This window comes from Flavobacterium zhairuonense, from assembly GCF_004352915.1.
GTDB classification, from domain to species: Bacteria; Bacteroidota; Bacteroidia; order Flavobacteriales; family Flavobacteriaceae; genus Flavobacterium; species Flavobacterium zhairuonense.
The window spans coordinates 51,254-77,693 of sequence record NZ_SJSY01000076.1 but is presented as its reverse complement, the minus strand read 5'-3'; the positions used below and the strand labels follow the sequence as shown (position 1 = coordinate 77,693).

At 32.5% G+C, this 26,440-nt stretch carries 24 protein-coding genes; 17 read left to right on the top strand and 7 right to left on the bottom strand.

What is annotated here, in order from left to right; translation table 11 throughout:
- Window positions 1–13: 13 nt before the first annotated feature.
- From menA to EYY60_RS19390, 3 genes are all read right to left on the bottom strand, one after another.
- The gene (menA, locus tag EYY60_RS19400) at window positions 14–976 is read right to left on the bottom strand and encodes a 1,4-dihydroxy-2-naphthoate octaprenyltransferase (protein ID WP_132990941.1); all 963 of its coding nucleotides are present in this window, start codon (window positions 974–976) and stop codon (window positions 14–16) included.
- A gap of 103 nt (window positions 977–1,079) precedes the next feature.
- A complete protein-coding gene (locus EYY60_RS19395; RefSeq protein ID WP_012024845.1) occupies window positions 1,080–1,913 on the bottom strand; it encodes a 1,4-dihydroxy-2-naphthoyl-CoA synthase in 834 nt (277 codons plus the stop codon).
- A 783-nt stretch (window positions 1,914–2,696) separates the two neighbouring features.
- Window positions 2,697–3,554 carry a CvfB family protein gene (locus tag EYY60_RS19390; protein ID WP_132990940.1) on the bottom strand — a complete coding sequence of 286 codons (858 nt, stop codon included), beginning with the start codon at window positions 3,552–3,554 and terminating at the stop codon, window positions 2,697–2,699.
- Between the two features lie 133 nt (window positions 3,555–3,687).
- On the opposite strand from EYY60_RS19390, the gene EYY60_RS19385 reads away from it, so the two are divergent.
- The gene (locus EYY60_RS19385; protein WP_132990939.1) at window positions 3,688–5,037 is read left to right on the top strand and encodes a M28 family metallopeptidase; all 1,350 of its coding nucleotides are present in this window, start codon (window positions 3,688–3,690) and stop codon (window positions 5,035–5,037) included.
- Window positions 5,038–5,091: 54 nt separating this feature from the next.
- Here the strand turns inward: EYY60_RS19385 and EYY60_RS19380 are convergent, their stop codons facing one another.
- Both EYY60_RS19380 and menD read right to left on the bottom strand, forming a co-directional pair.
- Window positions 5,092–5,433, bottom strand: coding sequence for a DUF2853 family protein (locus EYY60_RS19380; protein WP_132990938.1), 342 nt, complete (start codon window positions 5,431–5,433; stop codon window positions 5,092–5,094).
- Window positions 5,434–5,522: 89 nt separating this feature from the next.
- A complete protein-coding gene (gene menD, locus EYY60_RS19375) occupies window positions 5,523–7,187 on the bottom strand; it encodes a 2-succinyl-5-enolpyruvyl-6-hydroxy-3-cyclohexene-1-carboxylic-acid synthase (protein WP_132990937.1) in 1,665 nt (554 codons plus the stop codon).
- Between the two features lie 174 nt (window positions 7,188–7,361).
- On the opposite strand from menD, the gene EYY60_RS19370 reads away from it, so the two are divergent.
- Entirely contained in the window at window positions 7,362–8,537 is a 1,176-nt protein-coding gene (locus EYY60_RS19370) for a thioredoxin family protein (protein ID WP_132990936.1), read from the top strand.
- Between the two features lie 18 nt (window positions 8,538–8,555).
- Window positions 8,556–9,053, top strand: a complete 498-nt coding sequence (locus EYY60_RS19365; protein WP_132990935.1) for a GNAT family N-acetyltransferase — start codon at window positions 8,556–8,558, stop codon at window positions 9,051–9,053.
- 110 nt (window positions 9,054–9,163) lie between these two features.
- Here the strand turns inward: EYY60_RS19365 and EYY60_RS19360 are convergent, their stop codons facing one another.
- The gene (locus EYY60_RS19360) at window positions 9,164–9,748 is read right to left on the bottom strand and encodes a glutathione peroxidase (RefSeq protein WP_132990934.1); all 585 of its coding nucleotides are present in this window, start codon (window positions 9,746–9,748) and stop codon (window positions 9,164–9,166) included.
- Window positions 9,749–10,576: 828 nt separating this feature from the next.
- Here EYY60_RS19360 and EYY60_RS19355 point away from each other — a divergent pair.
- The 4 genes from EYY60_RS19355 (at window position 10,577) to EYY60_RS19340 (ending at window position 13,137) form a co-directional block, all read left to right on the top strand.
- Entirely contained in the window at window positions 10,577–11,107 is a 531-nt protein-coding gene (locus tag EYY60_RS19355; RefSeq protein ID WP_132990933.1) for an RNA polymerase sigma factor, read from the top strand.
- Window positions 11,107–11,895, top strand: a complete 789-nt coding sequence (locus EYY60_RS19350) for an anti-sigma factor (protein WP_132990932.1) — start codon at window positions 11,107–11,109, stop codon at window positions 11,893–11,895. Before EYY60_RS19355 ends, EYY60_RS19350 begins: the two co-directional genes overlap by 1 nt.
- Window positions 11,896–11,989: 94 nt before the next feature.
- A complete protein-coding gene (locus EYY60_RS19345) occupies window positions 11,990–12,373 on the top strand; it encodes a DoxX family protein (RefSeq protein ID WP_132990931.1) in 384 nt (127 codons plus the stop codon).
- A 29-nt stretch (window positions 12,374–12,402) separates the two neighbouring features.
- Window positions 12,403–13,137, top strand: coding sequence for a DUF3667 domain-containing protein (locus tag EYY60_RS19340; protein WP_132990930.1), 735 nt, complete (start codon window positions 12,403–12,405; stop codon window positions 13,135–13,137).
- An 83-nt stretch (window positions 13,138–13,220) separates the two neighbouring features.
- On the opposite strand, the gene ccsA is transcribed toward EYY60_RS19340, so the two are convergent.
- On the bottom strand, window positions 13,221–16,439 hold the full coding sequence (ccsA, locus tag EYY60_RS19335) for a cytochrome c biogenesis protein CcsA (RefSeq protein WP_132990929.1): 3,219 nt from the start codon (window positions 16,437–16,439) through the stop codon (window positions 13,221–13,223).
- A 311-nt stretch (window positions 16,440–16,750) separates the two neighbouring features.
- Here ccsA and EYY60_RS19330 point away from each other — a divergent pair, with 311 nt between their 5' ends.
- The 10 genes from EYY60_RS19330 (at window position 16,751) to EYY60_RS22475 (ending at window position 26,418) form a co-directional block, all read left to right on the top strand.
- Window positions 16,751–18,436 (top strand): glycoside hydrolase family 28 protein, encoded by a 1,686-nt coding sequence (locus EYY60_RS19330; protein WP_132990928.1) that lies wholly within the window; start codon window positions 16,751–16,753, stop codon window positions 18,434–18,436.
- A gap of 195 nt (window positions 18,437–18,631) precedes the next feature.
- On the top strand, window positions 18,632–19,396 hold the full coding sequence (locus EYY60_RS19325) for a Rossmann-like and DUF2520 domain-containing protein (protein WP_132990927.1): 765 nt from the start codon (window positions 18,632–18,634) through the stop codon (window positions 19,394–19,396).
- Complete coding sequence (locus tag EYY60_RS19320; RefSeq protein ID WP_132990926.1) at window positions 19,380–19,907, top strand: KdsC family phosphatase; 528 nt, start codon at window positions 19,380–19,382, stop codon at window positions 19,905–19,907. Before EYY60_RS19325 ends, EYY60_RS19320 begins: the two co-directional genes overlap by 17 nt.
- Window positions 19,908–19,987: 80 nt before the next feature.
- Window positions 19,988–20,914 (top strand): geranylgeranylglycerol-phosphate geranylgeranyltransferase, encoded by a 927-nt coding sequence (locus EYY60_RS19315; RefSeq protein WP_132990925.1) that lies wholly within the window; start codon window positions 19,988–19,990, stop codon window positions 20,912–20,914.
- Entirely contained in the window at window positions 20,907–21,491 is a 585-nt protein-coding gene (locus tag EYY60_RS19310; RefSeq protein ID WP_132990924.1) for a Maf-like protein, read from the top strand. The genes EYY60_RS19315 and EYY60_RS19310 overlap by 8 nt, the downstream gene beginning before the upstream one ends.
- 10 nt (window positions 21,492–21,501) lie before the next feature.
- Window positions 21,502–22,032 (top strand): mechanosensitive ion channel domain-containing protein, encoded by a 531-nt coding sequence (locus EYY60_RS19305; protein ID WP_132990923.1) that lies wholly within the window; start codon window positions 21,502–21,504, stop codon window positions 22,030–22,032.
- 110 nt (window positions 22,033–22,142) lie between these two features.
- Window positions 22,143–23,243, top strand: a complete 1,101-nt coding sequence (locus tag EYY60_RS19300) for an AI-2E family transporter (protein WP_132990922.1) — start codon at window positions 22,143–22,145, stop codon at window positions 23,241–23,243.
- Between the two features lie 85 nt (window positions 23,244–23,328).
- Window positions 23,329–25,161 (top strand): hypothetical protein, encoded by a 1,833-nt coding sequence (locus tag EYY60_RS19295; protein WP_132990921.1) that lies wholly within the window; start codon window positions 23,329–23,331, stop codon window positions 25,159–25,161.
- A 193-nt stretch (window positions 25,162–25,354) separates the two neighbouring features.
- Window positions 25,355–25,858 (top strand): hypothetical protein, encoded by a 504-nt coding sequence (locus EYY60_RS19290; RefSeq protein ID WP_132990920.1) that lies wholly within the window; start codon window positions 25,355–25,357, stop codon window positions 25,856–25,858.
- A 203-nt stretch (window positions 25,859–26,061) separates the two neighbouring features.
- The gene (locus tag EYY60_RS22475; RefSeq protein ID WP_235832365.1) at window positions 26,062–26,418 is read left to right on the top strand and encodes a hypothetical protein; all 357 of its coding nucleotides are present in this window, start codon (window positions 26,062–26,064) and stop codon (window positions 26,416–26,418) included.
- Window positions 26,419–26,440 lie beyond the last annotated feature (22 nt).

Sequence of the window (26,440 nt, the reverse complement as noted above, 5' to 3'; positions counted from 1 at the left end):
AAATTGAACTTGATTATCTTCCTCCAAGAAAAAGATTAACGATAATATCTGAAATTAGTGAAATCATACAGATTACTAATAACAGCGAAAGCAAAAAAGTACTCAATGCAACCTTTTTCAATTCTGGATCTAAAAGCTTAGGGTCTTGGTTCTTAGAAACCGTAATTAAATGTTTAATTAAAGGGATATAAGCCAGCAAAAACAAATACTGATCAAAGTTGTAATCGCTTAAAACTGCAAAAACAACTACCAAAATCATTGCTGTAATAATCAGCGTGAAATGATAGACTTTAGCTTTTGCACCACCAATTTGAACTACAATCGTATTTTTTCCAGATTTTCTGTCTGATTCCTCATCACGCATATTATTCAAATTCAATACCGCAACGCTCAATAAACCGATAGCGATTGCAGGAAGAATTAAAATTGGCTCAACTTCTTTCGAATATAAAAAATTGACACCTAGCGTACTTACTAATCCGAAGAATATGAAAACGAAAACATCACCAAAGCCTTTGTAGCCGTATGCTGAATTTCCAACTGTATATTTAATCGCAGCAACAATTGCAGCAATTCCTAACAATAAAAAGAAAATTGAATATCCAAAATTGTCTTTGCCAAAAGCAAAATAAATCAAGATTACAGCTGATAAAAGCGTTAATAACGAAGTGATTATTATTGCTTTTTTCATAGCCTGAGGCGTGATTTTTCCGCTCTGAATAGCACGTTGTGGCCCTACTCTGTCAGTATTATCAGTACCTTTTACGCCGTCTCCGTAGTCATTGGCAAAATTGGACAAAACCTGCAAGCCTAATGTTGTTAAAAGTGCAAAACCAAAAATTTTCCAGCTAAATACTTCTGTTGGCGTATTAATTGTTTCTGTTGGGTTTGATAAAGCGTAAATACTTCCAACGATAATTCCAGAAACTGATAAAGGCAATGTGCGCAGTCGTGCGGCTTCAATCCAATGTTTCATGTTTTAATTTTAGATTTTAGAGTTTAGATTTTAGATTACAATATTCTGATCAAAAATTAAAGATTGAAAAATCTAAAATTTAAAATCAGAAATCTAAAATTATTTATGGCAACCATTTATTTTCGCCAAAGTTTGGTTTTCTTTTTTCTAAAAAGGCATTTCTTCCTTCTTTTGCTTCTTCAGTCATATATGCTAAACGTGTTGCTTCTCCGGCGAAAACTTGCTGTCCGACCATTCCGTCATCTGTCAAGTTCATAGCGAATTTCAACATTTTGATAGAAGTTGGAGATTTTTGAAGAATTTCCTGAGCCCATTCGTACGCAGTTGCTTCAAGCTCATCATGTGGAATTACAGCATTTACCATTCCCATTTCAAAAGCTTCTTGTGCAGAATAATTTCTTCCTAAAAAGAAAATTTCACGTGCTTTCTTTTGTCCTACCATTTTGGCTAAATAAGCAGATCCATAGCCACCATCGAAGCTTGTAACATCAGCATCTGTTTGCTTAAAAATAGCATGTTCTTTACTGGCCAAAGTCATATCGCAAACTACGTGCAAACTGTGTCCGCCTCCAACTGCCCATCCAGGAACTACTGCAATGACTACTTTTGGCATAAAACGAATTAATCGCTGCACTTCAAGAATATTTAAACGATGTTGCCCATCGTCACCTACATAACCTTGGTGTCCGCGAGCATTTTGATCTCCTCCGCTGCAAAAAGAGTATACACCATCTTTAGTTGATGGCCCTTCAGCAGAAAGCAAAACTACACCAATAGAGGTATCTTCTTGTGCATCGTAAAAAGCTTGATATAATTCTGAAGTTGTTTTCGGACGAAAAGCATTTCTAACATTTGGTCTATTGAAAGCAATTCTGGCAACTCCATTACATTTTTTATAGGTTATATCTTCAAATTCTCTGGCAGTAATCCAATCCATTTTTATTTGTATGTTTTATAATTATAGTGTAAAAATAAAGCATTTTTACATTTTTACCTACTCAATTTAATTTAAGTCTTGCACCAAAACAACTCTCAATGTTAACAATTGGTATTTACTTACAAAAAATAACACTTTTTAACATTAGTTTTAAAAAATAATAATTAATTTTACACCCTAGAAATCAACGAGATACAATTTATTTTGTTGATATAAGATTGATTTTCTTTCACTGATTTATTAACCTAAAAAATGATTTTTTTGAGAAACTTTAAAAAATTTGTCGCTCATTTTTTTACGGTTCTAATAAACAATAAAACCAAAAACAGTGAGCAAATGATTTATGCGTTTGTTAAAACTTCAAAAAGGAGATAGTAGCACCTACGGTTAAACAATAGAATTGTTCAATGTAATTAGTATACAAGATTGATTACGAAAAGAGGAAAAAAATACTAACTGAAACTTTCTAAAAGTTATTTTATCAAACCAAATGGATTAGCCGTGAAATCGAGCTTTTGCAAATAAAAATGAATGTATTGATTGTTTAAAAGACATACCCATGATGAAAAGTAATTTCTAAAAGTAATAAAGCTATTATTTTTTATATGGATTCGAATTATTTTATTTCTGTTTTTTTTTAATTACAATTTTTTTTAAAACTAGAATAAAAAGAGAGAGGCTGCTTGTAATGAGCAGCCTTTCTTGTTTAGTGAAATTCCAAAAAAAAAATCCAAATTCCAATAAAGATTGGAATTTGGATTTTAAATATTGTGATTTAACTCTTTAGTTTTCTTTTACAAGATAAATTCCATCATCTTTGATTTCAATGAGTTTCTCTTTATATAAAGCGCCAATTGCTTTTTTAAAGGTCTTTTTGCTCATTTTCAATACTGTTTTGATGTCTTCTGGATGTGAATTATCATTTAGCCTCAAGAAGCCTCTGTTTGCTCTTAATTCTCCTAAAATTTTCTCAGCATTTGGCTCAATGCTTTCATAGCCTTGAACTTGTAAAGCAACATCTATTTTATTGTCAGGACGAATGTTTTTGATGTAACCTCGCATTCTGTCTCCTGTTCGTATCGAATCGTCATATACTTCATCTTTATATAAAAGACCTTTGTGTTGCTCATTGATGATGACATTAATTCCCATATCTGTAATATGCGAAACGATCAAATCAACTTCTTCGCCTTTTTCAACCGTCAATTGATCGTTGCTCAAAAACTGATTTGTTTTGCTCGACGCCACCAAACGATTAGTTTGTTTATCCATATATAAATAAACTAAGTAACGTTTTCCTTTTTCCATTGGGCGAGCTTGTTCTTTGAACGGAACCAGAATATCTTTTTCCATTCCCCAATCCATAAACGCGCCAACCTGATTGATATAATTTACTCTCAAAAGCGCAAATTCATTCAACATTATATAAGGTTCAAGTGTTGTCGCTACTGGTCGTTGTTCGTGATCCAAATAAACAAAAACAACAAGCTCCTCGCCTATTTCAAATTCATTTGGAACATATTTATTTGGAAGCAAAACATCGTGAATTCCGTCTGGATCATTTTCAGGATTTCCCAAAAACAAGCCAACTTTAGTATCACGTAATATTGTTAGTGCATTGTATTTTCCTATTTTAAGCATATTCTTTAAGTTCTAGTGTGCAAATGTACGAAGTTTGGAAATGGTAAACCGAAAAATGTTAAAGAACGCTGCATTTTGTTATAGTTTATTCCTTTTAGTTACATTTGAAGACCTATTAATTAACACCAAATAAATGAAAAAGACCCTTATCTATGCTGCTTTTGCATTTTTAACTTTTACTCAAGCTTCTGTTTCACAAGTTTCTGAAGATCCGGAAATTAAAAAAATGATCAGCGAAATCAAAGCTGAAAATCTCGAAGCAACCATCAACAAATTAGTTTCTTTTGGAACCCGACATACTTTAAGCGACGCAAAAAACAAAACGAAAGGAATTGGCGCCGCACAGCAATGGGTAAAATCTGAGTTTGACAAATTTGCTTTAGAATCAAATGGCAGATTAACTTCTGAAATTGATTATTTTACTGTTAAAGCAGATGGAAAAAGAATCAATGTTGACAGCCAAATTGGAAACGTAATGGCAACATTAAAAGGAACCGATCCAAATGACAATCGTGTTATTATTATTAGCGGACATCTTGATTCGCGAGTTACAGATGTCATGAATATTAAATCAAATGCTCCAGGAGCAAATGATGATGGTTCAGGTGTTGCTGCCGTGATCGAACTAGCAAAAGTGATGAGCAAAAGATCTTTTCCGGCAACTATTATTTTTGTTGCAGTAACTGGTGAAGAACAAGGATTAATTGGTGCGCGCCATCTTGCTGAGAAAGCAAAAGAAGGAAACTGGAATGTTATTGCAATGCTTAACAATGACATGATTGGAAATAGTTTGTCTAGCGGAACTAATTTAAGAGATAATACTCAAATTCGTGTTTTCAGCGAAACTATTCCGTATCTAGAAACTGAGGAAGAAGCTAAAATGCGTAAAGCAATAAGCCGTGATAATGACAGCCCATCAAGACTTTTGGCGCGATATATCAAGACTGTTACTGAACAGTATGTAGATCAATTGAAAGTAAAATTAGTTTATAGAAATGACCGTTTTTTACGTGGTGGTGATCATACCCCATTCAGCCAAAATGGTTTTACAGCAGTCCGTTTTTGTGAAATGAATGAAAATTTCGATCATCAGCATCAAGATTTGAGAACTGAAAACAACATAAAATATGGCGATTTGCCTGAATTTATGGATTTTGACTATTTGAGAAAAAATACTTGTTCAAACTTGGCTACACTGGCAAATCTTGCTTCGTCTCCAAAAGCTCCTGAAAATGTTGGAATTGAAGTTAAAAAACTTTCTAATTCATCGACTTTGATTTGGTCAGCTCCAGAAGGAAAAGCGCAATATGGCTATCAAATTTTAATGCGTGAAACTTCATCTTCGCATTGGGAAAAAACAATTTTTGTAAAAGATACACAGGCAGAAATTCCATATTCTAAAGATAATTACTTTTTTGCTGTACAAACGGTAGATGCTTTAGGACATGCAAGCTTACCTATTTTCCCTATTCCGATTAAATAGAAATTATTCGAAAAAATAAAAGCGCCAAATTAGGCGCTTTTATTTTTTCAATTTTTATTTGTAAACACTTTCTTTTTTGAAGTGAAGTGTCAATAAATAATAAACAACTGCCCTGTATTTGTGTTTATTTGCGTGCCCATATTTTTCCAATACAGCATGAAGCCCTTCATCTAAAGCTGGAGTGTTAGCCAATCCTAACTTTTTAATTAAGAAATTCTTCTTCACTGTCTCTAATTCAGACGGCTGCGACGCAGCAACTGTAGATGCGTCTCCATTATAAATAGATGGTCCACAACCTATCGTAACTTTTGTCAACAAATTCATGTCGGGTGTAACACCGCACTTCTCTTTTAAATCTGAGGCATACTTTTTAATTAATTCTTCTCTTGCGCTCATAATTTTAATATTGGTTACAAATTAATGCAGCCAATTTAAAATTAAATACAATGCAATCCTAATTTTAACAATATTTATACTACAAAAAATCAATTCAATTCTTTGAAATATTGTTTCAATATAATATCATTCTCAACCGTTGGCGTAAATATTTCAAATATAGCCGGAGTTTCATTCTGCCTATAAAAAACATCGATGTTTTTGCTCAAAGATTCATTATCCGAAGCTTTCAAATATACAAAGCCATACATTTTGGCCAAATGTTCAGCTGTCAAATGATGTGAAGTTTCAAAGTAAGTATTAAAAACCGGCTTTTCTTCATGTCCAGGTAAAATCCTAAAAATTCCTCCTCCACCATTATTAATTATAATAATTTTAAAGTTTTTTGGAATGTACGAATTCCATAAAGCGTTACTGTCGTATAAAAAGCTGATATCTCCAGTAATAAAAATTCCCTGCTTCTCACTGCCTACTGCGGCTCCAATTGCTGTTGACGTGCTTCCGTCAATTCCGCTTGTTCCTCTGTTGCAAAACACTTCAATTGATGGATCAATCTCAATTAATTGCGCATAACGAATTGCTGAACTGTTACTAATTTGCAATTGGATGTTCTTAGGAAGCGATTCAATTACTTTTTCGAAAACTTTAAAATCTGAAAATGGAATTTTCTTTAGATATTCTTCTTTTCTTTCATTTCTTAGACTGTAAATTTTATCAATTTTCTTAAAATAATTACTAGTTACAAATTCTGTTTTTGGAAGCAGATCTTTAAAAAAATCATTTGGCTCCATAACAAAGTGTTTACTTAAAGCATTAAATGTATCATATGCCCGCAAAGTATCTATATGCCAGTGATGTGCAGGTTTATACTTTCGCAAAAAAGCTTTAATTCGTTTTGATACAATCATACCTCCGAAAGTGATTAAAACTTTTGCTTCTAACTCTTTAAAATCAGAATCGTCAAATGGTGTAATTAAAGTATCTATGCTATTAACAAAACTCGGATGATGCAAGTTCGAAGTAGTTTCTGTAAGTACAACAATTGATGAATCGTTGGCAAAGTTTTCCAGAATTTCCGGTTCTATAGAATTTACTTCATTTATTCCTCCAATAAGAATTAGTTTTCTTTTAGCCGAATTCCAAATAGAAACAATTTCTTCGCGGTTATCAATAATTTTGGTTGGAATTTCTTCTTCCAAAGTTGTAATTTTTGGCTGAACAGAAAGCGTTTCTACAGTTTCATACAAAGGTTCTTCAAAAGGTGCATTGATATGAACGGGACCTTTTTGAAGAATTGAAGTTTCGATCGCTTTGTTAATTTTCAAATCATTCTCAAGAGAAGCATCTTCTGTTAAATTTGCATTGAAAACCGAATGATTCAAAAAGACATTTTCTTGACGAATTGTTTGCCCATCGCCAATATCAATCTTGCTTTGCGGACGATCTGCAGAAATTACTATTAATGGAATTTGGCTATAAAAAGCTTCGGCTACGGCTGGATAATAATTCAACAACGCTGAACCTGAAGTACAGACAATTGCCGTAGGTTTTTTGGTTTGTTGTGCAATTCCTAAAGCAAAAAATGCTGCGCAACGCTCATCAGCTATGCTGTAACATTTAAAATTCGGATTTTGCGCAAACCCTATCGTTAAAGGAGCGTTTCGTGAACCTGGAGAAATTATGATGTTTGTTATTCCTTTTGCTGAACAAATTTCGATAATGCTTTGTGCAAGCGGTATTTTGGGGTAAATCATTCCTGTGGCGTATTATTTTTTAAAGAAAATCCATTAAATTAAAATTTTCTTTTACAATTACAAAGTTACAAACTTCGGACTTGATTTAACTTATAAATGGCAAGATATTAAGAAACATTCTAGAAAAAGGGAATATATTTGTAAAAGCGAATTTGTACTAAAAATATAGACCTTATGCGTTTACTTTATATTATTATCCTTTTTCTTTCGTTGCAAACTGTAAATTCTCAAAATCAGTTTGTTCCCAATGACACACCATATAAAACCGCATTGGAAAAAGCAAAGACTGAAGGCAAACCGCTCTTTATAATGCTATATGCTGATTGGTGTCCGCATTGCAATCAAATGAAAAAAGAGGTTTTTAGCAATCCTGACGTAATGGCTTTTTTAAATGAAAACTATGTTTGTATTTGGAAAAACATTGAGAAAGATGAAGGAATAGCTTTGAAAGATAAGTACAAGACAAAATCACTGCCTACATTTTTGTTTTTAGATTCGAATGAAACGCTTTTATACGCTTTGAAAGGTGAAATGAAAACGCCGGAATTTATGACTGAAGTAAAATACGCTCTGAATTCTAGAATGCAATTGCCTTATTTAGAAAAAGAATTCATGTCGGACCCGAGTAATTCTGATAAGTTTTTCGCTTATTTAAATACACTGAAAAAAGGAAAAGACAGAACTGAATTGTCGCCAGCAACGCACATTTATTTAAAAACACAATCTGATGCACAATTGGTTAGCGAGACCAATTGGCGAATTATTGCTAATGGTGTGACTGATATTAATTCAAGAGAATTTCAATATGTTTTAAAACACCAAAAAGAATTTGCTGCTGTTGCTTCTCAAAGTCGTGTAGATCGTAAAATTGAAAGTATTGTAACCGAATTGCTTCGCCCTTACGTTGATAATTTAGATACTGTAAATTATTACAAACAAAGAGAAGTTGCAAAATCTATTCGTTTGCAAAAAACAGATTCTTTAGTTTTTAAGTTTGATTTAACCTTGGCAGAACGAACAGAAAAATGGGAATTTTATAAAAAAGTGACACTTGAAAATACCCAAAAATTAGTTTGGAATGATCCAAGTTCTTTAAAAGATATTGGTCAGACTTATTTAAAACATATTAATGATACTGAAAGTTTGAAAAAATCAATTTTCTGGGTAAAACATTCTTTAGAAATAAATGACTCATACGACGGAAATTTGTTGATTGCTCGGCTTTACAATAAAATCAAAGACAAAAAAATGGCTTTGCAATATGCCAAAGATGCCAAGGTTATTTGTACCGAAATGACTTGGAATCCCAAAGAAGTTGACACTTTATTAGCTGAACTAAACACAAAATAAAAAACACCAAAAACTACCATGGAAGTTACATTAAGACCCGCAAGTGAAAATGACTTGCAAAAAATTCTAGAAATTGTAAATCATTCTATTTTGTACACAAATGCAAATTACAGTTATGATATCCAAACACTTGAAGTGCAAACTAAATGGTTTGAAGATAAAAAAGCTAAAAACTTGCCAATTGTCGTTGCCGATTTAGATGGTGAAGTTGTTGGCTTTGGAAGTTATGGCCAATTTCGTGAAAAAATTGGTTTTCAATACACCGTCGAACATTCTGTTTATGTAGTTGATAATGTTATTGGAAAAGGAATTGGATCTAAATTATTGACAGAATTAATTCGTTTGGCAAAAGAACAAGGTTACCACGTTATGATTGGCGCTATTGATGCAGATAATGCGGGAAGTATTGCTTTTCATGAACGTTTTGGATTTGTGGTAACAGGAACCATTCGTGAGGTTGGATATAAATTTGATCAATGGCTGGATTTAGTATTTATGCAGTTGATATTGAAGTAGTTTATGCAAGTTTTTTTTAGGCTTTGACTTTGTTCAGTCTGATATTCATAAAAAATCCACAAACTTGAATTTCTCAAATTTGTGGATTTATATTTTTTTAAAGATTTCAATTAGCTTTTAATCCAATTGATTACTTCTGCATCTGTAACTAATGTTTTAGGTTTGATTACTTTTACCAATTGCCCTTTTTCATTAATTAGATATTTTTGAAAATTCCATTCCACTTCTGAATCTTGTAATCCATTTTTAGATTTTTGAGTCAAGAATTTGTAAACTTCGCACATATCATCACCTTTTACCGAAACTTTATCCATCATTGGAAAAGTTACACCATAATTCAATTGACAAAATGAAGCAATCTCTTCATTTGTTCCTGGCTCCTGTCCTGCAAAATTATTTGCTGGAAAACCTACAATTACAAAGTTTTTGTCTTTGTATTCTTTATAAACTGCCTCAAGATCTTTGTATTGTGGAGTAAGTCCGCATTTTGAAGCTGTATTGACAATCATAACTTTTTTTCCTTTTAAGGAAGCAAAATCAAAAGTTTTTCCTGATAAATCTTCAACTTTGAACTGGTAAATTGTTCCTTCTGCCATGTTTTTTTCTGTTTTAGATTTTTTATTACTCGATTGAGCTTGAGTTTGTGCAAAAACCATAAAGAGCGCGCTGCACATTAAAAATGCTATTTTTTTCATTGTTTAATTTTTTATAAAATTAGTTAAAATCTGATTTACAAAATGGCTTTGGCAATTTTATTTTCTATTAAAGATTCGTTAAAAAAATGAAGCCTAACGTTAATCAGACGTTAGGCTTCCCCCCATACAAACAAATCAAACCATGAATTAATTATTATGTCTTATATACCTTTTTCTTATCTTAATATAGTTGATGCCTCTCGGTTGTATTGAAAATCATCTTTGTAAACTCTACTTCGCATTTTCTTCTATTTTTTTCAATGGCTTGTATAGTGGTTTTTACTCGTTTATAATTTGAAAATACGGTTTATCAATAATTTTCGGTTTGGAAGTCCGAGGACACCAACTATTTAATCATCTTAAACTTTGATTTCAGAAATTGAAAAACTCAACTTCTTTATCTTTTTATTTCTATCGCTATTCCCAAAATGTGTTAGAGCTAGAACGCTAGTAAGCCCAATAATCAAAACTTTTAAAATAGTTATTTTATTCATGATGCTTTTTGGTTTAGTTAATGCTATTTTTTAATTTTTGGAAATTCAACATTTTGTTTACCTGTTAAATAAGAAATCTTAAACAATCAAAATTTCAACTTCCTTTCATTTAATCTATTTCCTACTTATTTCCTTTCTAATTGCATTTACGTAATTGGATTGTTTTTGGTTTTAAAAAAAGTGCATTTTTTTTTATTTTTTTTACGAACCCTTATATTTCCTGATGTTTTTACTATTAAAAAAAATGTTTTTTTCATAAAAAAATGCTCTATCTTTATATCAGGTAATAAAATACTGTCAAATTAATTTTTTGTTTAAGCTTAAATCCAAATCTATGAGTCAAGAAGAATTATTAGTTTTAATTTACGAGAAAGACGAACGAGCTTTCACACATTTGTACGATATGTATTCAAAAAGTTTATTTTCGGTCATTAATATATTGATCAAAAATCGCGAAGAGGCCGAAGATGTTTTGCAAGAAGTCTTTGTGAAAATTTGGAAAAACATCGATTCGTATAATGAAAGTAAAGGCCGATTTTATACCTGGATCCTTAATATTGCTAGGAATACCTCAATTGATACTTTAAGATCCAAAAATTATAATAACACTCAAAAAAACCTTTCATCCGATAATTTCGTAAATCTGTTAGATGAGAGCAATAAATTAAGCAATAAACTTGATGCAATTGGAATTCAAGAGTTCGTAAAGAAGCTGAAACCAAAATGTATTGAAATTATTAATTTATTATTCTTTAAAGGATATACCCAACAAGAAGCTTCAGAAGAATTGGCAATGCCATTGGGAACTATCAAAACGCAAAACAGAAACTGTATTAACGACTTAAGAAATTATCTAAAAATATAATGGAAGCACAAGAATATATTGAATCAGGAACCCTAGAACTATATGTTTACGGTTTGTTGACCGAAACAGAAAATTTAGAAATTGCCGAATTGGCGAAGAAAAAACCAGAAGTTTTACAGGAAATTATTTCTATTGAAAAAGCTATCGTGGCTTTGTCATCAAGCTTCTCGCCTTTCCATTCGGTAGCGAATTTTGAAAAAATCAAAGCCAGATTAGAACTTAAACATGGCAAAGTAGTCGACATGAAACCAGCATCAAACTGGTCACAATATGTGGGCTGGGCTGCTGCAATTCTTTTATTGCTAGGTTTAGGTTATCAGACATTGGAATTGACTAAAACAAAAGAAGCTATCAGTACTGTTGGAACTGAAAAAAGCAAAATCGAAAGAGATTATGCTTTTCTAGATCAGCAGAATAAAGAAACTGAAAAAAGTTTAGCCATTGTTAGAGATATAAAAAATACTGGTGTAACACTTGGCGGTCAAGCCGTTTCTCCAACATCTTTCGCAAAAGTATATTGGAACAAAGAAACCAAAACGACTTATATTGACGCTGCTGGTTTGCCAAAACCTCCAAAAGGAATGGTTTATCAAGTTTGGGCATTAAAACTAAGTCCTGTATTAACGCCAACAAGTATTGGTTTGCTTAGTGATTTTGAAGGAAATTCAAACAAAATCTTCGCTGTTGACCGTACTAATGAAGCAGAGGCTTTTGGGATTACACTTGAACCAGCAGGCGGAAGTTTAACACCAACAATGACGCAATTATATACTTTAGGAAAAGTTTAAAATTGATATTCATACTTAAAACGAAAAACGCATATTATCTCAAATATGCGTTTTTTTATTATATTTAATTCGTTATTAATCAAATACCACAACAATGAACGGAAATCTACTTCTACGAATTGCAGTTGCTATTATTCTCTTGACACATTCCGTTTTTGGCATGTTCAACAACGGAATCAATGATTTTGGGAATTTATATCTGAATCAAATTGGCTTCGCTCCTTTTGGTGTTTTTCTTGCTTGGAGCATTAAACTCTCACATGTGATTGCGGCAATACTTTTACTTTTAAATAAATATATTAAGCTTGCTGGTTTTGTAACCATTTTTGTTTTAATAATGGGAATTATTCTGGTTCATTTTCAAGAAGGCTGGTTCGTTGTTGGTGGAGGAAGAAATGGTGTCGAATACAACTTTTTGCTTATTATGGTTTTGCTGGCAATCATGTTTCCGAATGGCTTTAAAAACAATACGATTTAAATTAATACTAAAAAAATACCACACAATTAATGGAAGTAATCTGCAAAAACTGCCATCACGTTTATAAAGGACATTACTGCAGCAATTGCGGTCAACCTTCGGCAACTCATAAGATAAATGCACATTTTTTATGGCACGATATTCAGCATGGATTATTGCATTTTGATAAGGGAATTACCTATTCTTTAAAACAATTATTTACAAGACCTGGGCATTCGGTACGTGAATTTATTGAAGGAAAACGAGTGAGGCATTTCAAACCGCTTTCGTTAGTTGTTGTTTTAGCAACACTTTACGGTGTGTTATATCATTATTTTCACATTAATACATTTCCTGATCCATCAGAGAAAACTTTAGATTATAATGAATTTAATGAATGGATGGCAACACATTTTTCTTGGGTAACCATTGCTACAATTCCAATTTACACAATTGGGACTTATATTGTTTTTAAAAAACAAGGTTACAATTTTGTTGAATTTTTTGTCTTAAATACTTTTAAAGCATCACAAAGACTTTTTGTGCAAATTTTGACTTTCCCAATATTACTTTATTTAAATGGAACGCCAGAAATTCGAAAGTTTTCATCTATAACTTATTTTATAGGACTCGTACTTATATTTTGGACCAATATTCAATTCTTTAATAAGATGTCAAAAACAAGAGCTTTTCTTTTAAGCATCTTAAGCCATTTAATATTCTTAGTTTGTTTTCTAATAATTTTAATAATTGTGTTGGCAATTTTAGGAAAGCTACCTACATAATAATTATTCGATGTATATAAAATAAAAAAAGGTTCAACTAGTGTTGAACCTTTTATATTTGAATTAATAATTATTCCTGATAATTACTTTTTCTTTACTTTTTTGCTTTTGTAATATTTACGGTATTTTGGATATGTTAATGCTCCAATTACGGAAATTGTTGCAAAACAATAATAAACCCAACTTAAAGAATGTGCTTCTCCACTTGCATATGAGTGCAAACCAACCAAATGGAAGTTTACTCCATAATAAGTAAATAAAATCGAAATAAAAGCAAACATACTCATTAAATTGAAGAACCATTTTCCGCGCAAAGCCGGTACAAAACGAGCGTGAATAACAAACGCATAAATCATAATCGAGATTAAAGCCCAAGTTTCTTTTGGATCCCATCCCCAGTAGCGTCCCCAGCTTTCATTTGCCCATTGCCCTCCAAGAAAGTTACCTATCGTTAACATAATCAAACCGATAGTCAATGACATTTCGTTGATATAAGTGATTTCTTTAATATTCAACTCCATTTTAGCCTTATTTTTCTCTGTTGTAAAGAAAATCAATAGTAAAGCCACAAAACCTAAAATCATTCCTAATGCGGTCGGACCATAACTACCTACAATAACTGCAACGTGAATCATTAACCAATATGAGTTAAGAACGGGCTGTAAGTTTGCTATTTCTGGATCAATCCAATTCATATATGCAGCCATTAAAATCATAGCAGTAACGAAAGCAGATGAAGCCACCGTTAATTTTGATTTGCGGTCAAAGGCCAATCCGAAGAACATCGTCGACCAAGCCACATATACAATCGCTTCATACGCATTACTCCAAGGAGCATGGCCAGAAATATACCAACGTGCTATTAATCCTAATGTGTGGATCGCAAATAACAGTCCCACAATAATATGGAAAGCATTTACCGTAATACGAATCCATTTTTTTTCAAAAAAGATATTTAAAATTGTAAATGTGAACATCAATATTGCTGCTGTCAAATACCAATACGGTAATTTTTGAAGTACATCATATTTATTATAAGCAATCTCAGCATCAATTTTTTGCTCGCTCGGACGAACTTTTGCACCAAATTTCTTTTGGAAACCATTGATGCTTTCTACTAATTGATCTGCTGTATCCCAATTTTTAGAAATTGAACCATTATTCAAAGCACTGAAATATAAAGGAAGTATTTGCTTCACATAAGTAGAATCCATTCCTTTAAAACCGCTATTTTCACGCTCTAAGAAAGAAACCCATTTGTTATTTGGATCGTTCGGAATTGGGAAAATTTTCAAAATGCTTCCGCTCAAAGCAGATTCCATCAAGTTTACTTTTTTATCTGTTTCGATAAAATCTTTCTCAAATTGATTTGGATTTCCTGCTTTATAAGCATCATCTAAATAAGGAGATAATTTATAATTTCCGTTTTCATCAAAGAATTTTACAAAAGGAGCATATTTAGCTTCCTTTTCAATGCCAATGATTTTGCGAATACTGTCATTCCCAGATTTGATGTAAATAAGCGGAATCTGGATCCAAACCTGAGCGTATTGCGTCATAGACAAAAACACCTGATCAGAATTCATTCCGTTATATGTATCATTATGACTTACTTTACGCAACAATTCAGATGAAAACGTATTAATCGGCTTCATTCTTCCTCCTGCATCTTGAATAATCAAACGTCCAAATTTAGCAGCATGTGCTTCTGGAGCTTTGTAGATTGTTAATAACGAATCCAACTGTTTTTGACTTGGCGGTGCTACAACATGATTAGCGTGATCGTTTGGATCTGCCGTATGATTATGATCGTGTTCATGTGAATGCACATGAGGGTTTTGTTGTGCAAAACCGCTCAAACCAATCATCAAAACAAGAATCGTAATCAGTTTTTCTTTTTTCTTTTTAACCACTTCCAATTTACGCTTCAAATCTCCAAAACGAGAATGTTTAGTAAACATAATTGCCATTAAACCGATGTACAGTAAAAAATATCCAAAATATGTAATGTTAGTTCCCCAGAAATCATGGTTTACAGATAAAACAGTTCCCTTTTCATCTGGATCAAACGAAGATTGGAAAAAACGATAGCCTTTATAATCTAAAACGTGATTCATAAAAATATCAGCGTCAAAAGTTTCAGTAGAATCTTGAACCGTTACTTTACTTTTAAAAGCAGAATAACTTTTTTCTGTTCCTGGATATTTATCGGCAATAAAATCATTTAATCTAACTTTGAAAGGCAAAACATAAGCTTTGCTTCCAAAGAATAAACTATATTCAATTTTCCCAATTTTTACAGTTTGAGCCTCTCCTACGCTTCCTTTAGAACCTAAAAGACGTACTTGTTTTTCTTGACCGTCAGCTTTAATTTTTACAAATAAAGCATCTGTATGCGATTTTGCTTTAAAATCATTACTTGATTCATAATCAACAACTCCTTTAATTGCCGGATCAGGAAAAACAATTCGGATATCGCCAATGCTGTAAAGAGAACGCATCATTAAAGGCTGCACATTATCTTTAGTTACATCACCTTGCAATTTATCGGCCATTCGCATAAATTTTCCTTCAAAAGGCGTTTGAATGGTATATTTTTCTCCAGTTGTATTAATGTTGATTGCGCCGTCAGTTTGTTTATTCAATGCAAACAACACATTATGAATATTTTGAACTTTACCCTCTTTCAAAAAATGCTCTTCACGTCCGCCAGCTCCAGCTTCAACTAATTTTAAGTAAAGTGTTCCTTTTGGATCTGGTTTAATTGTTTCTTTTGCGCCCATAATATAGTTGACGTAAGAAACCTCAAACGGAGTTTCGTCAAATTGACCCGAAAGGGTAAAATCATTATTCGTTACTGGTGACAACAAAAGGTTTTTGTCGAAAACTCTTCTTCTCGGTTCGCCCTTATATTCTCCATCTGCAAAAACAGTAATAAATGTTTTATCTGAATAAATTTGATTTTCTGCAGCGCCTTCACGAATTGGCATCATTCCTTCATAACTAATATAACGTGTTATAAAAGCTCCTAAAAGAATAAAAATGAAAGCAATATGAAGTAATAAAGTCGCCCATTTTTCTTTTTTAAGCAATTGGTAGCGTTTGATGTTTCCAAGGAAATTCAACATAAAAACGACCATTATGGCCTCAAACCACCAAGTATTGTAAATTAAGATTCTAGCTGTATCTGTGTTGTATTTACTTTCGATGAAAGTTCCAACACCCATTGCAATTGCAAATGTTAAAAAAAGAACGGCCATTAAGCGTGTAGAAAACAAAAAAGAGAATATTTTTTTATCCATTTTTGAGGAATTACATTGTATAAAAGTGGCACAAAAGTACTTAAAAATGTTGAGTTCCAATATTTGAGTTTTGTTAATAAAAACTAAAAGTAACAACCTTTTTTATCAAAAACGAGCCTTGAAATAGGTTAATTACTACAAAAACAAACTATTTAATAATTTCTTTGAATATTAAGATTTTTTCATAGATTTGTGTAATCGATTACATTTTGAATTTAAGCTTTATGACCAAAGAAATTTATACTTTTCTCAAAAAAGAAAGCTTCAAATAAAAATTCGTTTATTAACTATCTCTATTTAAAATCATTAAAATGAAAACCAAAACCATTAAGCTTGTTCTTTCGCTTTCACTATTTGTGGTGGTTGCAACAAACAAAACTGTTGCTCAAAATTCAAAATCTACTTCTTTTTATAACGATATTGAATTTAAAATGGCTAAAGTTCAAGAACCAATAATCCCCAAAAACACAGTAAACCTAAAAGATTTTGGTGCGATAAGTGGTGGTTATGTTTTAAATACAAAGGCTTTCGCCAATGCTATTGATGCTCTTTCAAAAAAAGGTGGCGGGAAATTGATTATTCCTCCTGGAATTTGGCTTACGGGGCCGATTACTTTGAAAAGCAATATCGAATTACACGCTGAAACTGGTGCATTGATAAAATTTTCGACAGACAAAAAACTTTATCCAATTATTGAAACCAGCTTTGAAGGATTAAATACTTGGCGTTGCATCTCTCCTATCTATGGGAAAAATTTGGAAAATGTTGCTTTTACAGGAAATGGTGTTTGGGATGGTTCTGGTGAAGTTTGGAGACAAGTAAAAAAAAGCAAATTAACAGATAGTCAATGGAAAAATTTTGTGGCTTCGGGAGGTGTTTTAAATGAGAAAAAAGATAGTTGGTATCCGTCTGAAACTTTTATGAAAGCATCTGTAGGGGCTGATCAAAATGTACGACTTGATTTAAAAACGAAAGAGCAATTTGAAGAAATTCATGATTTTCTTCGTCCTGTAATGGTAAGCATTCAAAACAGCAAAAGAGTTTTATTTGATGGTCCTGTTTTTCAAAATTCTCCAGCTTGGAACATTCATCCTTTAATGATTGAAGATTTGATTATTAGGAATGTTACCGTCAGAAATCCTTGGTATTCTCAAAACGGCGACGGACTTGATGTGGAATCATGCAAAAATGTTTTGGTTGAAAATTCAAGCTTTGACGTTGGTGACGATGCAATCTGTATTAAATCAGGAAAGGACAAAGATGGTCGCGATCGTGGCATCCCTTGCGAAAATATAATCGTAAAAAACAATATCGTTTATCATGGTCATGGTGGCGTAACTGTTGGAAGTGAGATGTCGGGAGGCGTTAAAAATCTGCATGTTTCAAATTGCACTTTTATGGGAACTGATGTTGGTTTACGCTTTAAAAGTACTCGTGGGCGTGGCGGAATTGTAGAAAATATCTTTATTTCGGATATTTATATGACTGACATTCCTTCTCAAGCTATTTCTTTTGATTTATATTATGGAGGAAAATCAATTGCTGAAACTTTGGCAGAAGGTGGCACTCAAGTAAAAAACAAAATGATGCCAGTAAATGAAGAAACACCTCAGTTCAAAAATATTTCTATAAAAAACATTACCATTGCGGGCGCTTATCAAGCGGTATTTTTGCAAGGACTTCCGGAGATGAATCTTGAAAATATTGAAATTTCGAATTTGACGGCAAAAGCTGAAAATGGTTTTTCAATAATCGATGCAAACGGAATCAAAATCAGCAATGCAAAACTAGATATTCAAAAGCCAACTGTTTTTGAAATTTACAACGGAAAAAACATGTCTTTTAAAAATATCGAATTCAATTCAAAATCAGAAAAAGCGATTTCGATTAATGGAGAAGTAAGCCAAAATATTGAGTTTGCAAAAAATCCGAATTCTGATTTTTCTAAAAACATAACCATTGGAGAAACGGTTCCTAAAGGTGCTGTAAAATTTTAAAAAGATTAATTCAACGCGGATAAAACCGATTCGCTATCACGAAGACGCGGATTAAACGGATTTCAAAAATTAAAAATCCGTTTAATCCGCGTTTTTACAAAGCAAACCAGTAAAATCAGCGTGTGATTACATAATTAAACAACAAACGAAATAAGACGAAACGACATTTCAAAAAAATAATGTTAATTTTGTGCTATGATTCGACTCTCGATAATTGGCTCCGGAAATGTAGCACAGCATTTAATTAAAGCTTTCGCAAAAAGTGAAGCTATAGAAATTGTGCAGCTATTTTCTAGAAAAAAAGAAGCATTGCTTTCTCTTATTGATGAAGACAAAATCGCAACTGATTTAGCTCAGCTAACAAAACCAGCTGATTTATACGTCATTGCCGTTTCTGACAATGCCATTTCAGAAGTTTCACAGCAGTTGCCTTTTCAAAATAAACTTGTAGTTCATACTTCTGGCGCTGCTCCTCTAAATTCCTTACATTCAAAAAACAGACGAGGCGTTTTTTATCCGCTTCAAAGTTTTTCTAAAAATAAAGCTTTGGATTTTTCAGTGATTCCAATGTGTTTGGAAGCTGAAAACATTTCAGATTTTGAACTTTTGGAACAAACTGCAAAAGCTATTTCAAATGCAGTTTTTGCAATAAATTCAGAGCAAAGAAAAGCATTGCATGTTGCTGCGGTTTTCGTTAATAATTTTACGAATCATTTGTATCAAATTGGTCAAGAAATTTGTGATGAAAATAAAGTTCCATTTGAAGTTTTGAAACCTTTGATTCAAGAAACTGCTGAAAAAATCAATATTCTAGATCCCATTGATGCGCAGACTGGTCCAGCAAAACGAAATGATACAAATACTATAGAAGCGCATTTGGCGTTTTTAACAAACGAAAATCAAAAAAACATTTATAAAATACTCACACAATCTATACAAAATAATGGCAAAAAGTTATAAAGAAATAATGAACGACATCACAACATTTGTTTTTGATGTTGATGGCGTACTTACAGACAGTTCGGTTTTTGTAACCAATGAAGGCGAAATGCTTCGTACAATGAACATTCGCGATGGTTATGCAATGAAAGCTGCAATTGAAAGCGGTTACCATGTCTGCATTATTTCTGGTGGAAGCAATGAAGGTGTTCGCATTCGCTTAAATAATCTTGGAATTAAAGAGGTTCATTTAGGAACTCCAGACAAGGTACAGACATTTAATGATTACACTAGTGCAAACAATATAAAACCCGAACAAGTATTGTATATGGGTGATGACATTCCTGATTTTCATGTCATGAAATTAGTTGGCCTACCAACTTGCCCACAAGACGCAAGCCCAGAAATCAAACACATTTGCCGTTATATTTCACATGTAAAAGGGGGACGCGGCGCTGCTCGTGATGTAATCGAACAAGTGATGAAAGTACAAGGAAAATGGATGGAATACTTTAACGGAAAACACGATTAATTAATTGACAATTATAAATTACTGATTATCAATTAAAAAACTTAGCAACTTAGCCCCTTAGCTCCTTAGAACCTTAAAAAATGAAATACTTAAAACTAGTTCGTTATCAAAATTTGTTGATGCTTGCTTTCATGCAGGTCTTGTTTCGTTATGCCTTTTTAAAACAGCAAAATATTCCACTTGCCTTGGCCGATTGGCAGTATGGATTATTGGTTTTAAGCACTGTTTTATTAGCAGCTGCCGGTTATGTTATCAACGATATTTTTGATGTCGCAACAGATTCAATCAATAAACCAAATAAAGTTATTATTGGCAAAGAAATTTCCGAAACTAGAGCTTATAATATTTACATCGCATTGAATATTACTGGAGTTGCTATTGGTTTTTATTTGTCGAATGTTATTTTGAGGCCAAGTTTTGCGACAATTTTCATTCTGATTGCTTCATTGCTTTATTTTTATTCTACGAGCTTAAAACAAATTATGATTTTAGGCAATTTTATTGTAGCGTTGCTTTTGGCTTTAAGCGTTATTATCATTGGTGTTTTTGACTTGTTTCCAGCAACAAATGCTGAAAACCAAGCGCAAATGGCAAGTTTGTTTTCGATTTTGATCGATTATGCGCTTTTTGCTTTTATGATAAATTTCGTGAGAGAAATAGTTAAAGATATTGAAGATGTAAATGGCGATTACAATCAAGGAATGAATACTTTACCAATTGCAATTGGCAATAGCCGAGCGGCTAAAATTGCTTTAGGATTTGCTATAATTCCGTTTATTTTGTCGTTGCTTTATATCAATGAATATTTCATGCATAATAAGCTTTATATTGCCACTTTATACGGTTTTGCTACTGTTCTCGCGCCTTTATTATATTTTATTGTCAAAATATTCACGGCAAAAACACAAAAGGAATTTCATCATTTGAGTACCGTTTTAAAACTGATTTTACTTTTCGGGATTTTGTCAATTTTGGTAATTACGTTAAACATCCATTACAATGCTTAAAGAAAAACTAAAAAAATATACTTTGATTCTGGCATCAGGATCACCAAGAAGACAGCAATTTTTCAAGGATTTGGATTTAGATTTCGAAATTCGCTTAAAAGATGTTGAAGAAATTTATCCACCAGAATTAAAAGCCGTAGAAATCACCGATTATCTGGCAGCGTTGAAAGCCAGTGCGTTTGATGGCGAATTAAAAGAAAATGAAATTTTGGTCACTAGCGATACAATTGTATGGCATCAGGATAAAGCTTTAGGAAAACCAAAAAATGCAGAAGAAGCTTTTGAAATGATCAAATCAATGTCGAATGCAACACATGAAGTATTTACATCAGTTTGCTTTAGAACAGAAAATACTTCTACGGTAATAAATGATGTAACAAAAGTAACATTTAATGATTTATCAGACGAAGCCATTTTGTATTACATCGAAAATTACAAACCTTATGACAAAGCTGGAGCTTATGGCATTCAGGAATGGTTTGGTTTTATGGCCGTTGCAAAAGTCGAAGGTTCTTACACTAATGTTATGGGACTTCCAACCGCTAAAGTTTACGAATATTTGAGTACTTTAGTATAAAAATCATTATATGTTTTCTTTTAAAGAATATAGTCAGGAAATACTAGCTACTGTTATACTGCTTTTAATTTTAGTCGCCCTAAGAATTATCGTTGCTGAATTAATTAGACGTTATGCCAGCAGCAGCCAATTGCTAGAACATAGAACAAATCTCGTAATTAAATATGTTCATATTTTGATGAATATATTGGTAGCAATTTGCCTAATTGTAATCTGGGGAGTTGACACTAAAGATATTTTTTTCTACGTTTCTTCAATTGCAACTGTAATTGGTGTTGCTATGTTTGCGCAGTGGTCAATTTTAAGTAACATTACTTCTGGAATAATCCTGTTCTTTTCCTTTCCTTTCAGAATCGGAGACACTATTAAAATCCACGACAAGGACTTCCCTATTGAAGCCGAAATTGAAGACATCAGCGCCTTTCATGTCAATTTGAAGACCAAAGAAGGCGAACGAATTATTTTCCCAAATAACCTTTTACTACAAAAAGGAATTTCTATAATGCCAGCAAAATACGAAGATAAAGAGTTTTTTGACTAATTTTTGAATGGAAATTTTATAATCCAAAACAAAAAACATAAAACACAAATCCTGATTTTAAGTGTAATATTTGTTTAAGCCAATTTACGTTTATTCAAAAATTCACAAAAATGACTCAGCCTATAAAATTGCCTTTTTATGCAAAGCTTGCTTGTATATTAATAACTCTAATTTCGTTTGCTTATATTTTCTGTATTGCCAAAGATGTTATAACTCCAGTGTTGATGGCATTTTTGTTTGCAGTTTTATTGTTGCCGATCTTTAGCTTTTTAAATAAAAAATTAAGGTTCCCGAGACATTTGGCGGCAATAATTTGTGTTTTGGCTTTTGCTGCTTTTATTGTTGGAATTTTAGTTTTTATTTCGTTCGAAGTCCGCGATATGGCTAATGATTTTGAGACGATCAAAAAAAATGCCAATGCTTTTATTGCTGATCTTCATCGGTTTATTAAAGACAATTTTAATGTAAGCATTGGCGAACAGAAAAAATATATTGATAACGTAACTAAAGATTCTGTAAAAAATGGAAATGCGACAATTAGTTCGGCGCTAATTTCAATTACTGATTTGCTTTTAGACTGCACCATTATTCCAATTTATACCTTCTTGTTTTTAATTTATAAAGATCATTTTATTCTTTTTTTAGCCAAATTAATCGACCAAGAAAACCATTCAACCTTAAAAGATATTCTATCTCAAATTAAAGTTTCAATAAATAATTACATTGCAAGTCTGATTTTAGAAATGATAATCGTCTCCGTTTTGACAAGTTTGGGACTTTGGATTATTGGTGTAAAATATTTTATTTTACTTGGATTGATAACAGGAATTTTAAATCTTATTCCGTACATCGGGATATTTATTGCTGGAATTATTACCGTTTTAGCTTCGTTAACAGGATCTGGTGAAACTTCAATTATTCTGGGAATTCTTGTAGTAAATATTATTGTGCAGCTGATTGATAACAATTTATTAGTTCCGTTAATCATTAATTCTAAAGTCGAAATCAATGCATTTGTTTCTATTATTGGAATTATAATTGGTGGTGCAGGTGGCGGAATTGCAGGAATGTTTTTAGCCATTCCACTTTTAGCGATATTAAAAATTATATTTGACCGAATTGAATCGATGGAAGCCTGGGGGTATTTGATGGGCAATCATGTACCCAGAAAATTCACTTGGCGTGCTAAAAAAACAAAAGGTGTCAGTTAAAAACCAGTTAATTTTATAAATAACAGCAATTTTTACCCTAAATTCATATTACAAACTGTGTTAAAATAAGTGAAATTCTATCTGAATGTTTTTAAACAAAAAAATAATCGTTTTCTTTTTGTTATGCTTTTGTTTACAAAGCACTTATGGACAATCAGATAGCATAAAAAAAAATCCTTCAGTAAAAAAAGATACTACTGGAGTTTACGATAGAATCCGAAATTATTCTAAAAAAAATACTTTTACTAAAACACTTCACAAACTTTTTTTCAGAACCAATAAACCTAAAAAGAAAGAAGAACTGCTCATACCAAGTGATACTTCAAATTACGATGGAAAAATCATCCGAAAAATAAATATTGTGACACTCGATCCTTTTGGCCATTCGATCACAGATACTACTCAAATGCCCAAAAATTGGGGTGAACGAACAGGGAACAGACTTCATCTAAAAACAAAAAAAATTGCCATTTACAACTTGCTTTTATTTAAGCGAAACACCGTTTACGACAGTTATAAAGTACAAGAAACCGAACGTTTGATACGATCTCAAAAATATGTCACGGCGGTAAGAATTACCCATAAATTGGCTGGTGTAGCATCAGATTCTGTTGATGTTACGATTAGAGTGCTGGATTCTTGGAGTACAATTCCGAGGTTCTCAATATCGAGCAATCAAGTTTCTGTCGGGTTTAAGGAAAAAGATTTCTTTGGATCAGGCCAGCAATTGGAGTATCGTTTTACAAATCGTTTTGACGATGGCGCAAACGGGAATGATGTTACTTATACCATTCCAAATATCAAGAATACTTATATAGGAACCACGCTGAACTACAAAATGGATCTTGATAACAATTATACCAAAAGCATTAATATCGAGCGATTATTTTATTCTCCACTGACCAAATGGGCAGGTGGAATCTATGTGGGTCAGAATTTCAGAAAGGATACTTTGCAGGCTCCTGATATGTCGTATGCTTATCAACCTTTCAAGTATAATTTTCAAGATTTTTGGGCAGGAAAAGCATATAAAGTTTTTGAAGATGAAGACAAAGGAATCACGAATTTAATCGTTTCCGGCCGATTTCTTAATGTTAATTATAGTGAAAGTCCAACGGAATTATATGATCCAACTAACTTTTATTCCGATCAAAAATTGATTTTATCGGGTGTCGGAATTAACACTCGTCGATTTATAAAAGACAATTACATATTTAGAAATGGCCAAACCGAAGACGTACCAATTGGCCGAATCTATGGCGCTACATTTGGCTATCAGTACAAAAATCAAATGTGGAGGCCTTACATTGGTGGTCAGTTTTCTTTTGGAAATTATTATCGGCTTGGGTTTTTAAGTGCCAATTTTGAAGGTGGAACTTTTTTTCATGATTCCAAAACCTATGAAACGGCATTTTCTATAGAAACCAACTATTTTACAAAACTTTACAGCATTGGTACTTGGAAATTAAGACAATTCGTGAATCCCAAAGTAGTAATTGGTGTCAATCGCGAAGATATTATCGGCGATCAATTAAATATAAACGAACAAAACGGACTGGCGGGTTTCAACAGCGCTATTTACGGAACCAATAAAATGGTTTTATCACTTCAAACGCAGACCTATTCGCCAAATGCACTTTTAGGTTTTCGTCTGAATCCGTTTTTTAATTATTCAGTCGCCGTTTTAGGAAGTCCCAATAATGCTATGGGAAGAAACAAAGCGTATTCAAAATTTACACTTGGCGTGATTGTAAGCAATGACTATTTGGTATTCAGTTCCTTTCAGTTATCACTGTCCTATTATCCTACTATTCCATTTGAAGGAGATAACGTTTTCAAAACCAATACTTTTGAAACAACAGACTTTGGTTTAATGAATTTTGAGCTGTCAAAGCCAAGAATTGTAGATTACAAGTAGAAGCATTTTTTTTATATTTTTTTATCTTTTTTAAATATTTCAGAACAAATTAAAAATCAATAGATTACCAAGTATTTAGCGCCTTCCCACTCGTTAAACGGCTAATTTTATCCGACGAAATGCATTCAGTTTTTATTTTTGGCACAGTATATGAATACTACTAGACAAGAGTAACATTAAAACTTTAGAAAAAATGAAAACGCTAAAAATAGCAATCGCCGGATTATTTCTTTTGGTTGCAAATGCCACGCAAGCCCAAGTATCAATCAACGTAAATATAGGTACGCCACCAGCTTGGGGACCTGCAGGATATTCTGAAATGGAATATTATTATTTACCAGACATCGAAGCATACTATGATGTAAGAGCTTCACAATTTATATATTTTGGAGGCGGAAGATGGGTTAGAACCACTTATTTGCCAAGACAGTATAGAAACTATGATTTATATGGAGGTTACAAAGTAGTTTTAACTGATTACCACGGAAGAACACCTTATGTATACTTTGATCGCCATAGAGTGAAATACTATAAAGGTTATCACGGAGCTCCTCAAAGACCATACAACCCAAGACCGGTTTATGGATATGACCGCAGAGATTATAAACATTATGACAAACACTACGACAAACACCATGACAAACACGATCGCGACGACCATGATCACGATGATCACCATGGGCATGGAAGAAGATAATTGATAAATATCTAGAATTCAACACAAAAGAGTATCAAAAATTATGATACTCTTTTTTTATGCATGCATATTATATTTTCCAAATGTTAATTTGTTATTTAATATTTAAAAATGATGACAAAATCAATTATATTTATAATAATTGTCCTATTCTATTACTTTTGTGACTTATATTTGCGCATTATTTTAAATTTCAGTTGTTTATGAAAAATAAATTCTATCTATTCGCCTTATTAACTACGTCATTTTTTATCTCTTGTGACAACAATGATGACAATTCAGGAAATCAAGCAACAGAAAATGGCATTACAATTAATAGTGATGCAACTTCTTTAAACAAAAGACTTGATTACACAAACTCAGGAGTTATTTCAATTACCAACACTTCAACTGCAAAAGGATTAGCAACGCAATCAACAACTGATTTGCCTTTGGTTCAAATTGCAGAAATAAATCCTCCAACAGACGGCAACGGAAGAACTTTGCAAGCAAATCATGTAGCTGTAAATGGAAACTATGCTTATGTAGCTTATACAATGATGGGAGAAGCCTATTCATGAGCAATCGATGTTATCGATGTTA

What these genes read in the sequence shown, in the direction of transcription:
- menA (WP_132990941.1), bottom strand. Translation starts at nt 976, where the DNA reads ATGAAACATTGGATTGAAGCCGCACGACTGCGCACATTGCCTTTATCA.
- EYY60_RS19395 (WP_012024845.1), bottom strand. Translation starts at nt 1,913, where the DNA reads ATGGATTGGATTACTGCCAGAGAATTTGAAGATATAACCTATAAAAAA.
- EYY60_RS19390 (WP_132990940.1), bottom strand. Translation starts at nt 3,554, where the DNA reads ATGCTTAAAATAGGAAAATACAATGCACTAACAATATTACGTGATACT.
- EYY60_RS19385 (WP_132990939.1), top strand. Translation starts at nt 3,688, where the DNA reads ATGAAAAAGACCCTTATCTATGCTGCTTTTGCATTTTTAACTTTTACT.
- EYY60_RS19380 (WP_132990938.1), bottom strand. Translation starts at nt 5,433, where the DNA reads ATGAGCGCAAGAGAAGAATTAATTAAAAAGTATGCCTCAGATTTAAAA.
- menD (WP_132990937.1), bottom strand. Translation starts at nt 7,187, where the DNA reads ATGATTTACCCCAAAATACCGCTTGCACAAAGCATTATCGAAATTTGT.
- EYY60_RS19370 (WP_132990936.1), top strand. Translation starts at nt 7,362, where the DNA reads ATGCGTTTACTTTATATTATTATCCTTTTTCTTTCGTTGCAAACTGTA.
- EYY60_RS19365 (WP_132990935.1), top strand. Translation starts at nt 8,556, where the DNA reads ATGGAAGTTACATTAAGACCCGCAAGTGAAAATGACTTGCAAAAAATT.
- EYY60_RS19360 (WP_132990934.1), bottom strand. Translation starts at nt 9,748, where the DNA reads ATGAAAAAAATAGCATTTTTAATGTGCAGCGCGCTCTTTATGGTTTTT.
- EYY60_RS19355 (WP_132990933.1), top strand. Translation starts at nt 10,577, where the DNA reads ATGAGTCAAGAAGAATTATTAGTTTTAATTTACGAGAAAGACGAACGA.
- EYY60_RS19350 (WP_132990932.1), top strand. Translation starts at nt 11,107, where the DNA reads ATGGAAGCACAAGAATATATTGAATCAGGAACCCTAGAACTATATGTT.
- EYY60_RS19345 (WP_132990931.1), top strand. Translation starts at nt 11,990, where the DNA reads ATGAACGGAAATCTACTTCTACGAATTGCAGTTGCTATTATTCTCTTG.
- EYY60_RS19340 (WP_132990930.1), top strand. Translation starts at nt 12,403, where the DNA reads ATGGAAGTAATCTGCAAAAACTGCCATCACGTTTATAAAGGACATTAC.
- ccsA (WP_132990929.1), bottom strand. Translation starts at nt 16,439, where the DNA reads ATGGATAAAAAAATATTCTCTTTTTTGTTTTCTACACGCTTAATGGCC.
- EYY60_RS19330 (WP_132990928.1), top strand. Translation starts at nt 16,751, where the DNA reads ATGAAAACCAAAACCATTAAGCTTGTTCTTTCGCTTTCACTATTTGTG.
- EYY60_RS19325 (WP_132990927.1), top strand. Translation starts at nt 18,632, where the DNA reads ATGATTCGACTCTCGATAATTGGCTCCGGAAATGTAGCACAGCATTTA.
- EYY60_RS19320 (WP_132990926.1), top strand. Translation starts at nt 19,380, where the DNA reads ATGGCAAAAAGTTATAAAGAAATAATGAACGACATCACAACATTTGTT.
- EYY60_RS19315 (WP_132990925.1), top strand. Translation starts at nt 19,988, where the DNA reads ATGAAATACTTAAAACTAGTTCGTTATCAAAATTTGTTGATGCTTGCT.
- EYY60_RS19310 (WP_132990924.1), top strand. Translation starts at nt 20,907, where the DNA reads ATGCTTAAAGAAAAACTAAAAAAATATACTTTGATTCTGGCATCAGGA.
- EYY60_RS19305 (WP_132990923.1), top strand. Translation starts at nt 21,502, where the DNA reads ATGTTTTCTTTTAAAGAATATAGTCAGGAAATACTAGCTACTGTTATA.
- EYY60_RS19300 (WP_132990922.1), top strand. Translation starts at nt 22,143, where the DNA reads ATGACTCAGCCTATAAAATTGCCTTTTTATGCAAAGCTTGCTTGTATA.
- EYY60_RS19295 (WP_132990921.1), top strand. Translation starts at nt 23,329, where the DNA reads ATGTTTTTAAACAAAAAAATAATCGTTTTCTTTTTGTTATGCTTTTGT.
- EYY60_RS19290 (WP_132990920.1), top strand. Translation starts at nt 25,355, where the DNA reads ATGAAAACGCTAAAAATAGCAATCGCCGGATTATTTCTTTTGGTTGCA.
- EYY60_RS22475 (WP_235832365.1), top strand. Translation starts at nt 26,062, where the DNA reads ATGAAAAATAAATTCTATCTATTCGCCTTATTAACTACGTCATTTTTT.